The sequence below is a fragment of the Dictyobacter arantiisoli genome (assembly GCF_008326305.1).
GTDB lineage: Bacteria > Chloroflexota > Ktedonobacteria > Ktedonobacterales > Ktedonobacteraceae > Dictyobacter > Dictyobacter arantiisoli.
This window is the reverse complement of the sequence record NZ_BIXY01000025.1, coordinates 18,331-35,351: the sequence shown is the minus strand read 5'-3', so window position 1 is coordinate 35,351 and position 17,021 is coordinate 18,331. Positions and strand designations below refer to the sequence as shown.

The window sequence follows — 17,021 nt, the reverse complement described above, 5'->3', positions numbered from 1 at the left end:
GTGGCTCCCCGCACGCTCAAAGAGCTGTGCCCCATTTCATGTCAAATGAAGAGAGAGCTACACAAAGGGAGTATTGTTGCTCCACCAGTTCCAGCCGATCCAGCTATTGGAGCTGGAGGTCCAGTTGTGCCACATGCGCCCATCCGAGCCTACCGCGATGAGATCCTTGGAGCCATCGGTATAGGTGATCAGGGTTGGAGCAGCAGCGGCAAAGGGAGTATTGGTGCTCCACCAGTTCCAACCGATCCAGCTACTTTCGGAGCCAGAGGTCCAGTTGTGCCACATGCGCCCATCTTTGCCAACGGCAATGAGATCCTTGGAGCCATCGGTATAGGTGATCAGGGTTGTTGGCGCTGTAGCATAGACCGTATTGGTGCTCCACCAGTTCCAGCCGATCCAGCTATTGGAGCTGGAGGTCCAGTTGTGCCATATACGCCCATCAGTGCCAACGGCGATGAGATCTTTGGAGCCATCGGTGTACGTAATCAAAGTTGGCGAGGCGGCAGCAAAGGGAGTATTGGTGCTCCACCAGTTCCAGCCGATCCAGCTATTGGAGCTGGAGGTCCAGTTGTGCCACATACGTCCATCAGTGCCAACGGCGATGAGGTCCTTGGAGCCATCAGCATAGGTAACCAGCGTGGGGGCGGCGGCAGCAAAGGGAGTATTGGTGCTCCACCAGTTCCAGCCGATCCAGCTATTGGAGCTGGAGGTCCAGTTGTGCCACATACGTCCATCAGTGCCAACGGCGATGAGATCCTTGGAGCCATCAGCATAGGTGATCAGAGTGGGGGCGGCGGCAGCAAAGGGAGTATTGGTGCTCCACCAGTTCCAGCCGATCCAGCTATTTTCGGAGCCAGAGGTCCAGTTGTGCCACATACGTCCATCCGAGCCTACCGCAATGAGATCCATAGAGCCATTGGCATATTTGATGAGCGTCGGAGTTGCATTCGCAAAAGGAGTGCTGTTGCTCCACCAGTTCCACCCGATCCATTTATTAGAGCTGGAGGTCCAGTTGTGCCACATGCGCCCATCTGAGCCAACGGCAATAAGATCCTTGGAGCCATCGGCATAGGTAATCAAGGTCGGTGACGCATTTGCTTTGGATGGAGTGGGAGGTGGTGGAGTCCCGCTGCCCCCATTCGCTGAGAAATGAATCCAGCCACGAGTGATACGGCCAGTCCAGCCGCTATTATCGACGATGTGATATCCGTTGCTCAGGTGTTCCAGCGCAAAAGAATGGGTTTCACCATTATGCCAGTTCTGCTGTACGACGTTTACTGTGTTGGACGTTACACCGGTAACGACAACAATATGACCAGGATCGCCTGCGATTTGGCCAGAGGTCCAGTGTACACCGTCGGTGACATCCTGGAAAACCAGGAGATCACCTGGAACAGGGGGAGCCGAGTTGTTCCCCTGGCTTGCGTCATCAACAAGTGTCGCGCCATATCCGGCTCCACGTGCTGCACCTGGCACCTCAACCCCATTTTGGTAGGAGTCGTAGTAGGCAAACGCATCAACCCCAATTTCGGGAAGATTCCACTCCTCATTGATGAAACGGTTTGCCAATTCTGTACACTGGAACAGATAGCTGGACTCCCACATATATCCGCCACCAGAATAGTAGTCGTTACAGACCGCAACTCCTTCACCAAAACTGTTCGTCCAATTGGGATCGTTCGGAGAGACCATCTGTCCCCCAAATGTCGCATCACCGGTAGGAAAATTCCCCCACATCTCTGGACCAGGATTTTGCATGATTTGGCCACAGCTCTGTACAGAATTAACCGGGGTTTGTGTTTGAGGCATTGCCTTTGAGTTCGCTGATGTAATAGCATGATCATGATAGGTTGCCAGCATGCTCTCAAATTGTGCAACATGGGCAGAGGCATCTTTCGCACACCATGAGGCTGTCACTATATCATTATGTGCCAACAGAACACGTACCAGGCAAGGAAAAGCGACATTTTTTCCTCCATGCGTATCCATTTGAAATGCAGGGTAACCGCCAATGGCCAATTTCGCTTTGCCTTGCCGAGCGAAATTGGCCGGGGCAGCTGAACTACGTTCAACGTTGATCTCCAGGTGTGTACCTGGTAATGCAGTATTTGTAAAGATCACATCAGCATTGCCAGTATTGTGGATACTCGTATGCGGTGTGGCTACCCAGCCTGTGGGGAGTTGTAAGCTAAAACCCAGTGTCTTATTGATATATGTCGATTTAGGAATTGTTGAAGTTGATGCTGCGTAAGCGGGAGTAGCTATCATGCTTGCCAGGCCCATAAAAAGCAGGCTGATCAGGAGCACTATCGCTTGTCCACAGGAGATTCCGTGCCAGGAAAAACGATGGGCAGACAACGGTTTTTGAATGTGCATACTATGATTCCTTTCATGTGCATTGATAATCGCTAAGAAAGTATTGAAATGTATGAAACAAGATACGTACTTTTTGGCAAATAATAGGCTCTCTCTCCTTCCGGGGGATTGAGAGGAAGGAGAGTTTGCGAGGACTGTCATGCCCCCGGCATGCCTGCCATCGCGCTCCGTCATGAGCTGCCGCCCCTGTACCCCGCTTTCACCCGCAAGGACGGAGATCCAAATAATACGTATGAAAATCGTAGCACTCTCTACTTACGCCCGAATTATAGCGTAAGATGCTAATGCTCTACAAAAATGAAAAAAATCAGATTTTGATCGTATCTTCGTAGAAATCGTATACTTATGGTCAGAGTGGTGAGAGATCTTCCTCAACCGCCTGCAAGTTTTTTTGCGTTTCCTGGTGCCAGAAAAGCCAGGTTTCATCCCTCGCCAGTGACGGATCTGCTGCGCATAAAGCATTTAAGTCGGACAAGACATCTGCGAATCGTGTGTGTGCCAGGGTTGCCTGTTCCAAATGCTCATAATCTCTCTGGCTTTGTCGGCTCAGGTACAATGCCAGCATCGCCTGATCAAAGCGCTCTAAAATCAGATCTATTGCCTCATGTATGGGTGATGATTCCTCAATCACCAGCATTCTCCTTGTTGCCGCTAAGCCTCTGAACTGCCCAAAGCGTTGCTGTAATGCCCTGATCAACACTGGAAACAATTCCTCTGCGGCATGCAGAGCATTCTCTGGATCGATGCGGTTCATGAGTGTTTCCTCTACCGCTGTCGCGAGAATCGCTGCACGGAGTCGAATTTGTTCATCTCCCGTGAAGGCAAAGCACATACTCACCTGCTCAAGTTCTTCGGGATTGAGGATATGAAACTTGGGTTGTATCAACGATCGCTTGAGCCGACGAACTTTCTCTGGATGCAATCCTGCCTCGCTCACCAGATCATTGAAATTCCATCCATGCTCACGCAAGCGATCCTCAAGTTCACGTGCAAAGAGATTCCATCGTGCACTCTCCTCTGCATGCTGCTTCATAGGTTTCTCCTCTCCTTCCTTCCTTTTGTTTCTACTATAGCTGTCTTTCTGCTTTTTTTTCTAGTCACAGATATGTGACTAGTATTTTGAAAAATATGTAACATCATGTTATAATATTAATATCTATTTTAGCTTCTATTGCATTCGAAAACGCAATCATAGTTTAAGGAACACATGCATACACAGCTCTGCTCAAGGAGTGATAGACTTCATGGATGAACGTGTTTATCAGGAAGCATATACTACGATCAGCAGCGAAAATGCCACTTCTTCTCAAGCGCTTCCTCCCGCTCTGTCCTCAAATCTTCCTGGTGGTTATCCCTATCTGCTCCAGTTGTGGCTGGATCTTCCAACCACGCGTGAACAACGTTGCTTTCTCGAAAACCATAGTGTTCTGCTCACTGAGTACAATGAACAGATTCTTCGCAGACAACGTGCCCAGGAACTCGAAGATACAGAGCAAGCGCAAAGAAACTATGAGGCTTCCATTCTGCTGCAAGATGCGAAAAGGCGTGGAGGAACAGTAGAGGCTGTTCGTGAAGCCTATGTGAATCTGTATGGTGGCTTTGGTCTCGACCTGCCGCCCTGGCTGGAAACGGTCGCGCAACAGGTGTCCAAATTGCTCATGCTAAATCGTCCAGACGAAACAGCAGAGATGCGTGTAGCTCTTTTAGAGGAAGCGTTGGAACAAGTTCAAGGAAATGCAAGCACATCACCAGAGCTTCTTGCGACTCTCTGTTATGAATTGGCCAGCGCCTGGATATACCATCCCCACGCTGATCGTATCCAGGCGCTCGAAACAGCAATCGACCTGTGTGAGAAAGTCTTACGTATCTATACTCTGGTCGACTATCCTTATCAATATGCAAAAGCGCAACACAGCCGGGCTCGTGCGTACTGGGAGTATACTACTGGAAAGAGACGAGACAATTTAGAGCAGGCGATTGCTTGTTATCACGAAGCCTTGCGTGTACGCACTCTTGCCATCTACCCACTCGAGTATGCGACAACGCAAAACAGTCTGGGTGTTGCTTATGAAGACCGTGTAGCGGGAGAACGACGGGAAAACCTTGAGCGAGCGATTGTTTGTTATCACGAAGCTTTGCGTGTGCATACACTGGATACCTTCCCGTTCGAGTATGCAAGAGCACAAAACAATCTTGGTCTGGGATATTGGGAACGTGTAGCGGGAGAGCGACGGGAAAACCTTGAGCGAGCGATTGTTTGTTTTCATGAAGCCTTGCGTGTGCATACGCTGGATGCCTTCCCATTCGAGTATGCACGAACGCAGAACAACCTGGGTGTTGCTTATCATGAATGTCTTGTGGAAGAGCGACGGGAAAGCCTTGAGCGAGCAATCGTTTGTTACCACGAAGCCCTACGTGTGTGGACGCTGGATGCCTTTCCGTTCTCTTACGCCATGGCACAGCAAAACCTTGGCAATACCTATCGGGAACGTGTAGCGGGTAAACGGCAGGAAAACTTTGAACAAGCGATTGCCTGTTTTCATGAAGCCCTACGTGTGTGGACGCTGGATGCCTTTCCATTCTACTATGCTAGCATACAGCTGAATCTGGGTATTACATATAGAATGCGCTTTGTAGGAGAGCAAAGGGAAAACCTCCAACAAGCTATCATGTGTTTTCATGAAGCCTTGCGCATCTCTACTGTAGAAGCTTTTCCACGCGTGGCTCGTGAGGTGTTTTTGCAACTTGCCGAAATCGAGGCCCAACGTGCAAATTGGAAAGAGGCACAGGCTGCCTATGCCGCTGCGCTACAGGCTGAAGACCTGCTGATCATCCTTGGAACTGGCACTCTGGGACGCGATGCTATTCTTAAAGAGGGGCGCGATGCTGCTATGCGTCAAGGGTATGTGTTTCATCGTTTAGGACAGGTGAGAGAGGCAGCCGTCGTTATCGAACAAGGGCGTGCTCGCGGACTCGCCGAAGCCATGGCCTTTGATGCTGCTGATCCGGCTCTCATCACTCAGGAAGCACGCCGGTCACGCTATACGGCTACACGAGCAGAGTTGGTTGCCGCGCAAGTTGACCTCCATACACTCATCCCACATGATCTGGATGAGCATGGGCGACGTCATCTGGATCTAGAGCGTACAGGCACATACCGACATGTCAAAGCTACCTTTGATGCGCTTGTGACAGAGATCCGTGACGCTCATGACCCCGACGATTTTTTGAGCACTTCTCTTGATGCTACAACCATTCTTCGTGCTGCCACTCATATTGGGCCAGGACATACCCTGGTGTATCTCGTAGCAACTCCATGGGGTGGAGTAGCGGTGGCAGCCCATGGTGGACGTGGACAAAAATCATCTTCATCTCAATTTGCCTCCCTGGATCTGCCAGATCTGACTGAATCATTTGTCAATTCATTAATTGAGACACGCTTAAGCAGCGGACCAGAACAGTTCATTGGCGGCTTTATGCTTGCTCAGATAGGAGAAGGATTTGAGCACCTGTGTCAAGAGTGGGAAGGGGAAACATTGCAGTCTAAGGTACAAACATTACAGACTGCATGTCGCAACGCACAGCAGCATAGCACTATGGAGGAGGCTACACACAGAGCAATGACTTGTCCCTTGTTTGCTGCACTGGCCTACCAACCGCTTACCTCGCTCACTCGTGAAGACCGTCATCTCTTAGCCGCCACCTTCGATGCTTTTTTCCTCCAACAAGAACTCAGCAGATGCTTGCAATTGCTGAGTTCTTCAGTTCTCTCTCCTGTGATGACCTGGCTGCAAGAGCAGGGAACGACGAGCCTCACGATTATCCCTTGTGGACAGCTTGCATCCTTTCCTTTGACTACTACTATTCTTGCAGATGGACGGTTAGTAGGAGAGATATTTCCCACCAGTGTAGCTCCCAGTGCGCGTTCTCTCCTCCGCACAACGCCATTGCGCAGCCATCGGGCTGGTATCGCAACTCTCGGTGATCCTCATGAGAATTTGGGCTGGAGTGAGGCAGAGGCGCTGGCTCTCACCACATTGGCTCGTCGCGCAGCCCTCCCTGCCGAGGTTCATCTCAAAAAACGGGCTACCCGTGAGCGATTGCTTGCCGCACTTAAGAGTCGATGGATTGTAAATGTGTGTTGTCATGGGATATTTGATACGCAGGACTTCTTACAATCCGCTTTGCTCCTGGCGGGGAAAGGACGTATCACCATGGCAGAGATGCTTAATCATCTCGCTGATTTACGGGGGGTACGTCTGTTGCTTCTCTCCGCTTGCCAGACTGCGTTGCTCGATTTGCAAGGAGCCCGTGATGAGGCCCATAGCCTGGCTGTTGCGATGCTTCAGGCAGGAGCACAGGCCGTGATTGCCGCGCAATGGGCAGTCGATGATAAGGCAACATATCTCCTGATGGTACGCTTTGTTCAGGAATGGTTCCCCCACCTGGAACAGGAACCACCTGTAATGGCTTTAACACGCGCACAGACATGGCTGCGTTGTGTTACGAACGCAGAATTAGCCGTGTGGTACAGAACAATGCCAATGGCTACCGGGTTCGTCCCCATGACACGATTACCAGAGCAGCATATCACGCGCTCATGGCAACGCATTACTGTGCGGGGACGATCGTTGCGCTGGCACGATGATGATGCCCAGGTCATCGTCCGTCTTGATGCGGAAAAAGAGGATCCGTTTGCTCAACCATATGCAGATCCCTACTATTGGGCCGGATTTCAGGTGATCGGCTGGTAGCAATTGAGCGTACTCTAACATAATCAGCCTTATGAAGACCAACGAACGGGTGTCTGAACTCGACCAGAAAGTTCTCTGGCTCCTTTTTATCCTCTTCAGTCACATCATCGGTGCCATTCTCTACGCCCTTATCGGGCGCCCCAAAAAACAGACACCGTAGAAGATCATTCAGAAAGACCTTCCAGTCATCAGGATTCTCGCCATAATGGACAGATGGCTTCTCACCTGTTTTTGGAGCAAAGCGAACAGGTGAGAAGCCATCTGTGTGAGCTAGCCCTGTTTTTGTAGATAGTCTATTCTCCCTTCCTCAAACACGCTAGTATCCAGATATCCCTCGTAATCAGGACAGAAATCAGTCCTGATTGGCTCCCTGACACCATGGATAAGATAGTATGAATGGATTTAAAACGCAAAAGTGCATCCGAAAATCCTCTCTTGTTTGCAGACAAAAATCGATTTTCGAAAAAGCTTGACCACAACGCCAAAATCGCGTATAACAAGAGAGAACATGTAGCTCTGAGAAGCCAAAACAAGGGCCTTGCTCAATCTCAATGGCATATGTGTCAAAAAAAGTACTGACAAAGCCCTCGGTTGCAGAGGAATCGATCCGAAAGAGGATCCTGTAAGACTTTGTTATCAACACGCTTATCAAGGCTATTGATGTTGCAGAGGAATCGATCCGAAAGAGGATCCTGTAAGCATTCTTTCCGGCCAGCATGGGGACAATCGCGTTATGAGTTGCAGAGGAATCGATCCGAAAGAGGATCCTGTAAGAATATATGTTTCTCTCTTCGGCTTTCTGGCAGATTAGTTGCAGAGGTATCGACCCGAAAGAGGATCCTGTAAGCTGGCTCAAGTACGATGTATGGTGGATAGTCTGGGGTTGCAGAGGAATCGATCCGAAAGAGGATCCTGAAAGATGGGGCCAGGCTTGAATATTCTTCAAGCATTCTTGAAGTTGCAGAGAGATCGATCCGAAAGAGGATCCTGTAAGTAGTCAGGCTTTCCGTCATAAAGACAAAGCCGAGCGTGTTGCGATGAGATATGTCACGTATATCTGTTTCATGAATTGAGGCTGCTTTCTCAATGCTCGATGAGTGGCTAGCTTGAGTGCCACGGCTAGTCAAGAAGCACGCAGATGCCATGACTGCCGCCCAGACATCAACAATATGGAACCGCTCCGCGTGGTTGACGAGCGCTTTCCAATTCTTTGGTGGCGCGCCCGGCTGCCAGGTGAGTGTGGCACTGTTGATAGGGATGGTACCGATAACCCTGATCAAGATCCAGGTGAGTACAGTTCGGCCACGGTTACAACCAGTTCAGCTTATCAGGATTGACTATGTAATAGAGCTGCGAAATCTGCCCGTTCTTGATCTGGAAGAGAATTGCACCGACAGGTTTTTCGTTGAGATAGGCGACGATGGCTGGCTGGCCGTTGACCTCGGTGATACGTGTAACCACGCCGGGGGGTAAGCTACGCAGGGCACCAAGATAGCCACGGGAGACTTTCTGGGATCCATAGATTGGCAACAGGCCAGCTTTCAGCGCGGCTTTACCGCCGCTATCGCCCATCGAGACAATGTCGTTGCTTAGCAGGCTGAGCAGTTCCTGCATATCACCGTTGAGGCTGGCCTGGAGAAAACTGTTGGTGATGTGCTCCTGCTGCTCGCGTGAGGCTGAGAATCGTGCGGGGTGCTTATCAAGATGTTGTTGGGCGCGGTGAAAGATCTGGCGGCAGTTGACTGTGCTTTTTTCGACGATGGCGGCGATCTCACTGTATTCGTACTCGAAAACCTCGTGCAGGAGGAAAACAGCCCGCTCCAGAGGATTGAGCTTTTCCAGCATCAAGAGAAAGGCCAGCGAAAGCGATTCTGCCTGCGCAACTGTCTCAGCCAGTTCAGGCATCTGGCCCGTTGCTATGGGCTCGGGAAGCCAGGGACCCACATAGACCTCTCGCTGTTCTCTGGCCGAGTTCAGTTGATTGAGGCAGAGGCGGACAACAATCGTTGAGAGATAGGCTTTGGGAGACTGCACATCTTTGTCGGAGGCCTGAAGCCAGCGCAGAAAAGCATCCTGGACGATATCCTCGGCGTCGGTTGCGCTGCCAAGCATACGATAGGCGATGGAGAAGAGAAGCAGGCGATAGTGCTGAAAGATTTGCGCAGTGTATTGTGGTTTGTTCATCCTCTATTCATTTCTCATTCTTACAAAGTGCTTGATTCCCATCACCAGCGGGATCTTGCTGCTCACCTGCTGGCAGGCGCGTGCGCGCCTGCGCCCTTTTTAGTATGTGGTGCAGGAAAGGTGCACTGCACCTTTCCTGCACCACATACTAAAAACTGTTTTGAGCACCGCAGGTGCGAAACCTCATGCACAGAGATCGTGGAGAGCATGGGAATCAAACACTTTGTTAGTGCTTTGCTGGCAACTCTCACGCAAGGATATCTCATGCAAGGATATAAAGAATATCAGCTTATGGGAAGACCTTTCATCGCGGCATCAGTTCGTTTTTCCAGACCCTCAAACGGACTTTCTTCTATTATCTTTGTATCTTCGTTACCGGTGTTTTTAGATACTGCTATCTTATTTATAGACATTGCCGCTTTCCTGATATTTCCGCGTATATTCTTCTCCGCTTTGATTGCGCCACCGTCGGTAAGCAGTGCCATGGCCGTTTTATAGCGTACAAAAGCATCCATAACTTCTGTTGGTTCGTGCTTCATTCCTGTTGGATCAGTAAAGGTAAAGCCCCTGGCCGCCAGCTTATCGAGAGCATCCTTCTCAGAAACCGCCTCTAACACATGGATGTTGATAGATTTTTGCTGCTCGGAGGGCACCTGAGAAAGATGAGCATTCTGTTGAGGGGTCTTCTCTGAAGAAGACAACAGGTTTCTGACCATCTCTGAAGCAGTTTGAGCACAAAAACTGAGCTTCTGCCGTGTTTCCTCATCCCTATCAGGATTAAAGCGCTTGCGCATAGAAAACCACGACTCTGCTTTAACTTCATCCCTGGCCAGTTGATTCAGTTCTTCCTTTAGATTCCTATCAAAAAGATCATCAACATATTGTTTTTTCACATTTTCCGAGAAGAAGGTGTGCTTGTTTTGTACAACCTCTTCTGTCCTCTGCAAGGCACGATTAATAGCATCATAGTAACGCCGATTTTCGGCTGCAACGTTATCATCGGGCACATATTTTTTATCTATTTTCCCATCATTATTTGTGCCACGCTCGGTAGGCTGACTATTCTCTGCTGTCTTCTCCGTCTTCTTCGTAGAAAGCCAGGATTGCTTATTAGCACCAACAATCTCCGCCTTTGCAGCCTTTATCTCTTGACCTGTTTCTGTCTGATCTATTATTGTTGCCATATCCCTTGTTATGGAATTTTCGCTTTTAATTATCGCGCGCGCGTGTCTGCCACGCATGTCATGTTTAAAATATCTCGTATCCGTTATAGCTACATGCGCCAGAGCAGCCGCTGCATACCCGAACACTCCTGCCCCCAGGCCAACCGTTGCATAGGTAATAGCTCCGGCCCCAAAAGCCAGAGAAGTCGCCACACTTTCCATAGAACGTTTGAATGGTTTGATACCCCGATAGTGTTTCATCATATGCAAGAACAATATCTCTTTAAGTTGCTGTCGGGATTCAAGATCATGCTTTTTGAGATTATCTGCGGGTAATAAAACGCCCTCCTGCCCCTTCTCTTCTGAAGGCTTTGAAAGGGCTTTATAGCGGTTCCACGCTTTATCATAATCAATCTTGAAGGGAGATTTTTGCTTCTTCTGGGAGATTTCGTCTCGATTGATAATCCACTGGTGTTCGTCTGGAAGTTGCTTCACCTGATAAAACTGCTCTTCTGTAAAGCCTTGTTTGAATTGTTGTAGTGCTCGTTCATAGCGTCCTTGCAATTTATAGCTTGCGAAACCTTTTACAGCATGTATAGCAGTATTAACAAGGTAGAGAACGCCTAATGTACTATATCCCCCCTCTCTATCCGCTATCGTTGCCCCAAAATTCACTCCAACGCCGTGGTTCTGGAGAGCGACCGTGATTCCCAATCCCTCGTACATCATTGGCTCTCCGATCCAAAGGTGAGTAGATAAGCCGTCAAACAGCTTAGGGACGTAATTATCTTTGACAAATGAGCTGAGCATCTGCAATCCTGCGCTTTGATCAGACAAGGTATCAGTGGTGTGAAGCTGATCAAATTTGAGACCTATTGCCTCTATATTGTTGCCCATAACTACTTTTGTGAATTGTAGTTGCATATCTTTCAATTTTTCTTGTTGCCTCAAGAGATATGCTGTATAATATGTTTCATCCTTCGCCTCTCCTTTACCAAGTGCATAGAGGAGTGCTTTACCTGTAACCAGTTTCTTCTGTTCCCGCTCCTCAATGTCTGATAATCTTTTATCAATAGCTTCATCATTTGGCAAATTCTGAATGCTTCTTTCCAATTTGCGAAGAGAGTAACTAAAGAACTTCGATATACGTCCTGTCTCGCTTAATTTTTGCTCGATTGCTATACGATTATCTTTTATGGTCGACAAGTTATGTTTCTCTACATCTATTTGTCTGAGAGATTCCTCTACCCTCCCTAATTTTTTTTCTATGATATCTCTATCAGCTATCTGAGATGCTGCATTAGGCGTCTCACCTGGCATGATCTCTGCTCGCATCTTGTCGTTATCGGGATTGGCGACTCTACCAATATAGGTTTCTTTTTTTGTAATTTTTTCAGCAAGTGCAGGGAGATACTGCTCTGCAAAAACTGCATACTGTGTATTTATTTTTGAGGTCTCATCATTGGCAGTTCTTTGCATTTTAGTGATTTCTATCGTCTTAGCAGCGGATGTAGATGGCTGTGATTCTGACGTAGAAATATCCTTATCAAAACGCGTCAGGTCAAAAGGGACCCTGTCAGAGGAAGTCAGGTCAAAGGGGACCTTGTCAGTGGAAATCAGGTTAAAGGCCATCTCCCTGGGTGTCGGCAACGACATTCTTTTATCAGTTAAATATTGTTGTGCATTATCTATAATACTTTTACTATCAATGTTGTTAGTTCTCGTGTAATTGCGATACCACTGCAAGGCCTTTTCCGCAGCACCCACCTCCGCCCACGATTCAATGGGTGCCTTTTGCTGTGCTAGTTCGGTAACATTTAGCAAATCCTTATAAAATGGTTTGGGGACAGGTGAAGAAGAGAGAGACTTTTTTCTCACTGTGTCTATTAGTTCTTGTGGTATTTCTTTGGCATCATTAAACTTCGTCGCAAGGTCACGAACTAATTTGATATTTTTTGGTGAGTTGTCTCCTTTTTGAAGTTTTTTTCTACCAAATTCCTCCGGGCGCTTGCTAGCATCTTCACTATTAGGCTTGGGGGCATCATCACCTTTGGGCCTGGCGATATTTTCATCATTGGGCTTGGGGGCATCATCACCTTTGAGCTTGGGGGCATCATCACCTTCGGGCTTGTTATCATTTATCTTGGGTTTGATCCCTACTTCCTCTAACGCCACTGCCTCTAACTCCCTGGGTATGAACCCTGTCGTTAGCCTGGATTCTAAAGCCATGGTGTTTCCCTCTGCCCTATTATCTGCAAAATAAAGTATATAAGTAAATTAATCCTGCAATGCTTATTAGTAAATCGTAATGCAAAGGTGTAGTCCAGTTGCCTCACACGTGTTAGTATATTGCTCCCGGCAATATACTTTAGAACTTTCAATTGTTACAGTAGTAGTAAAATATATTCTTATTTATATAATATTGACATATTTATATAAATATGTCAATATTATGTCAAGCCCCGCACACAGGACTATTTAAAAGTTCCAAAGTCCCAAAGGAATGAAATAAAAGAATCCAATCTTGCTACAATGGGAATCTTCTAACAGCTCAGCTCGACTTTGTACATTTTTAGGCTTTTGAGCCTGAGAAAAAGGGCGAGTGTGACGCATTTTTGAGCTCACGTTTTCAAAATTGTACAAAGTCGAGCTCAGAAAGTGCTTGATTCCCATGCTCTCTACGATCTCTGTGTATGAGGTTTCGCACCTGCGGTGCTCAAATATCTTTTTAGTGTGTGGTGGAGGAAAGGTGCACAGCACCTTTCCTGCACCACACACTAAAAAGGGCGCTGGAGCGCAAGCGCCTGCCAGCGAGTCAGCAGCAAGATCCCGCTGGTGATGGGAATCAAACACTTTGTCAAAATGTAAGGATGAGCTCTTCATGAACTATAGCATACTCGCCCAGAAAATGGAATGAAATGAACTCACGCAGAAAAGAGACATTGGCGCTTTTCTCGGTTTCTGCGCTTTTCTCGCACATGCTTTTAAACGGCCCTGAGAATTGGTACGAAACCGTTGCGTTTCATAAGAATCTATGTTATACCCATTCTTATTGATTAGGACATGACGCTCGTAGACAGACTATTGATGTGAATATAAGGATGAATGAATGGGAGCTGAACACGATGGGACAGATTACCTTCGCCGATTTGCTCGCGCAAGAAACCAAGCACGACCCGATTGCCTTTTATACTCGTTTACGTGAACAGGGGCCACTCATCCCTTTTAACAGCCCTTTGGCACCGGGGGTGAGCTGGATCGTGACGACCTATGATGATGGCATCGCGCTTCTCAAAGACCCGCGTTTCATCAAAGACATACAGAAAGTCTCGTCACCTTCAGAGGGGCAGAATACAGTCGACGAGGGCGCATCCGTTCTCCCGCGCTTCATTACCTGGAGGCGGGATATGCTCACGGTCGATCCACCCGATCATACCCGTCTGCGAGGTCTGGTCTCCAAAGCCTTCACGCCGCGTATGATCGAGCAGCTCCGCCCACGTATTCAGCAGATTGCGGACGAGCTGTTGGAGGGTGTAGAGGCACAGGGAAAGATGGACCTCATTACTGACTTTGCCTTCCCACTGCCTATCACCGTCATTTCAGAGATGCTGGGGATTCCCATCGCGGATCGCGCGCAATTCCGCAGCTGGACGCAAACGATCGTGAATGCCCCTATAGGGCCTCAAATGGAGGACAAGCTCGCTGCTCTGGAGGAGTTTGTCCAGTATATTAAAACGTTCCTCGCCGAAAAGCGAGCCCATCCTGGCAGTGATCTGATAAGTGGTCTGGTCCAGGCTGAGGAAAGTGGAGATACCCTCAGTGAAACCGAACTCATTTCCACCATCTTCCTACTCATCGTTGCCGGGCATGAGACAACTGTCAATTTGATCGGCAACGGCATGCTGGCGTTACTGGAGCATCCTGAGCAGATGCGTCTGCTCCGTGCCGACGCTACCTTGCTTGCAGGAGCCATCGAGGAATTGTTGCGCTACACAGCTCCGGTGAGTCTCTCCTCGCCGCGTTGGGCAAGCTCGGACATCTCCATACATGGTCAGGTGATTCGCAAGGGTGAGATGGTATTTGTTTCCTTGATCGGAGCGGATACAGATCCGCAGCAGTTTTCTGATCCAGCCGTGCTGAATATTCTGCGCCAGGAGCATCAGCATGTGGCCTTTGGCAAGGGCATCCATTACTGCCTGGGAGCACCCCTGGCGCGTCTGGAAGGACAGATCGCTATTGGCACCTTACTGCAACGCCTGCCCAACCTGCGAAAGGCAAGTTCGGCTGCGCAACTCACCTGGACCCAGAATCCTATCCTGCGTGGCCTCACGAGCCTGCCCATAACGTTCTAGTACTGCGTTACCTTTCATTTGAAAAGCGGGGATGCAAGGGGCAGCAAGCTCCTTGACTGGGGTCTAGGGCTGTGCCCCAATACGGTTCACATGCCTGGAATGATGATCAAAAACGTAGGTGCGTGCCAAATTCCCACCTACTCCAACAAATGAGGGAAAGAGGAAGACAACCCAGAGAAAAAGGAGGCACCCTTTGTTGACAGCACCGGAGTGCAGCCGCCATCTGAAGAGGGAGTGCACCCCCATACCGCTTCAATAAGGAGAATGTGGAATGCCGATGCATCCGTAGATGCCACCCTTCACGGGCGGAGGGGCATTGCCATCACGCCCCAAAGCCGCACCAGAGCAGGCGGGAAGGAGAGCCAGTGCGAGAGGATCGTGGCCCTCCACCCGTGAAGGGTGGTTCCTACGGATGGCTCCTCTCGCCTTCATTCCTCTTCATGAAGCGGTATGGTAGTGCACACCCAAAAAAACGCTTGCAAGCATGCCAGGATCAGTACACAGATTCCGTCAGCAGGCAGGGAGCTCTTGCTTCACCCCCATTTGGTGGAGTAGGTGGCCAAATTCCCCTCCCTTTTTGTTTTATCATTCCTTTCAACCACAGAACGGTGACCTCTTCCTGGAAAAGAGTGGGGCTATCTCAAGACATACATAGTACATCGATCCACCGATTGATATTCTGACACCGTTTGTGTTCAACGAGCAAGGCGGAATTTATGCATGGCCCGCCTTAGAAATTATGCAAAAGCTTCTCCTGGGATTTACCTTATATCTACCATGCTCTGGATTGGACCGCGCACCGGGGTACGCTTAAATTGTCGATCCTGGGCGAAGATGCGGACAGGCATGCCAGGTTGTGCATGCATCCTGAGATTCGTGGAGATCTTCACATTGGGCCGCACCGCCAGGCGATAGCGCTGAAGCATCATCGCCAGCACAATCTTCAATTCTTGCATGGCAAATGACGCCGCGATACACATATGATGTCCCGCACTAAAAGGCAGGTATTCATAGGGCGAACGGTCCAGTGCCAACCAGCGCTCAGGCTTGAAGCGATCTGGCTCCTCATAGAGCTCGGGCATACGATGGGTGATGAACTCGCTATACATGATATTCGTGTTGGCAGCGAGCTCGAACCCCCCCAGTTCACATGCTTCAGTCGTAATTCTCAGACCTGCCATTGCAGGAGGAAACAGGCGCATGCTCTCCTTCACAACACTTTCCAGCAGCGGCAACTGACTCAATTGCTCGATGGTCGGGGGCGCGCCATGCAGTTTCGCATCTAGTTCATCGAGCAGGTCGGCAAGGGAGTGTGGATGCTGCTCCAGCAGGAAATGCGTCCAGGTCAGAGCATTCGCGGTCGTCTCGTGCCCGGCGACATATAAGGCGAATGCGTGGCCGATGAGATTGTCCTCATTGAGCTTCTCGCCATCCTCATCGTGCGCCTGGATCAGCATCGCCATGACATCGGTCGCCTCCGGTTGCGCCCGCTTCTGCTCAATAATAGCACGAATTTCCGCCTCAAACTTTTGCGCAGCTTTCAATGCCTGGCGATATGGTGAGCCAGGGAAATCGATCGGTATCAATAAACCCAGCGATGTGATTTTTACCAGATTCTGCATCTGATCGCCAAGGCTTTTCACTTTTACATCATCATCAAGCCCGAATAACGTCTTGACAGTCACGGCCTGCGTGAGTCGCTGCATCTCCAGTAACAGATTCAGCTCACTGCCAGTGTTAGCTTGCCATTGATCAAGCATACGTTGTGTCTGATCGATCATGTCATTGTGGTAATGGACAATTTGTTTCTTATGGAAGGATGGCATCATCAAACGGCGTTGCTGCTTATGCTGATCCCCGTTCATGCGCTGCAAATTATTGAACCACAGGCGGGTCAGTGCTGTCCCATGTGGTACCTTCTTAAACGTCTTATCAGTGCTCACATGGAAAAGATCTGGATCGGAGAGCAGGCGAAAATTGTATTGAGGGCCAAAGGCGAAGACAAACATTGGATCATTCTTCGTGACCACCACAATATCGCCATAGGTATTGTACATATGTCGTAAGTACGTGACAGGTTGCTGATAAAGCTGTAACATACCCACTTTCCCACCGAGCAGTGGGAGGCCCTGTGGACCGGGAAGAGACGATCTGGTCTGCGAAATTACTGTGCTTTTTGCCATCATGTACCT

8 protein-coding genes and 1 CRISPR repeat array are annotated in these 17,021 nt (G+C 49.1%); of the genes, 3 read left to right on the top strand and 5 right to left on the bottom strand.

Annotated features, from left to right (window positions below):
• Positions 1-57: 57 nt before the first annotated feature.
• Together F1593_RS10360 and F1593_RS10355 are read right to left on the bottom strand one after the other, a co-directional pair.
• Positions 58-2,376 carry a PLL family lectin gene (locus tag F1593_RS10360; RefSeq protein WP_149401482.1) on the bottom strand — a complete coding sequence of 773 codons (2,319 nt, stop codon included), beginning with the start codon at positions 2,374-2,376 and terminating at the stop codon, positions 58-60.
• A gap of 349 nt (positions 2,377-2,725) precedes the next feature.
• Positions 2,726-3,409, bottom strand: a complete 684-nt coding sequence (locus F1593_RS10355; RefSeq protein ID WP_149401481.1) for a hypothetical protein — start codon at positions 3,407-3,409, stop codon at positions 2,726-2,728.
• Positions 3,410-3,620: 211 nt separating this feature from the next.
• On the opposite strand from F1593_RS10355, the gene F1593_RS10350 reads away from it, so the two are divergent.
• A complete protein-coding gene (locus tag F1593_RS10350; protein ID WP_149401480.1) occupies positions 3,621-7,130 on the top strand; it encodes a CHAT domain-containing tetratricopeptide repeat protein in 3,510 nt (1,169 codons plus the stop codon).
• A gap of 31 nt (positions 7,131-7,161) precedes the next feature.
• A complete protein-coding gene (locus F1593_RS29815; RefSeq protein ID WP_149401479.1) occupies positions 7,162-7,290 on the top strand; it encodes a PLD nuclease N-terminal domain-containing protein in 129 nt (42 codons plus the stop codon).
• 430 nt (positions 7,291-7,720) lie between these two features.
• Positions 7,721-8,124: direct repeats of the CRISPR family, unit length 37 nt; unit sequence GTTGCAGAGGAATCGATCCGAAAGAGGATCCTGTAAG.
• Between the two features lie 314 nt (positions 8,125-8,438).
• Here the strand turns inward: F1593_RS29815 and F1593_RS10340 are convergent.
• Positions 8,439-9,314, bottom strand: a complete 876-nt coding sequence (locus tag F1593_RS10340) for an RNA polymerase sigma-70 factor (protein ID WP_149401478.1) — start codon at positions 9,312-9,314, stop codon at positions 8,439-8,441.
• A gap of 284 nt (positions 9,315-9,598) precedes the next feature.
• Positions 9,599-12,652 (bottom strand): hypothetical protein, encoded by a 3,054-nt coding sequence (locus F1593_RS10335; protein ID WP_149401477.1) that lies wholly within the window; start codon positions 12,650-12,652, stop codon positions 9,599-9,601.
• Positions 12,653-13,602: 950 nt separating this feature from the next.
• On the opposite strand from F1593_RS10335, the gene F1593_RS10330 reads away from it, so the two are divergent.
• Entirely contained in the window at positions 13,603-14,829 is a 1,227-nt protein-coding gene (locus F1593_RS10330) for a cytochrome P450 family protein (protein ID WP_149401512.1), read from the top strand.
• Between the two features lie 761 nt (positions 14,830-15,590).
• On the opposite strand, the gene F1593_RS10325 is transcribed toward F1593_RS10330, so the two are convergent.
• Complete coding sequence (locus F1593_RS10325) at positions 15,591-17,015, bottom strand: cytochrome P450 (RefSeq protein WP_235932542.1); 1,425 nt, start codon at positions 17,013-17,015, stop codon at positions 15,591-15,593.
• Positions 17,016-17,021: the final 6 nt, after the last annotated feature.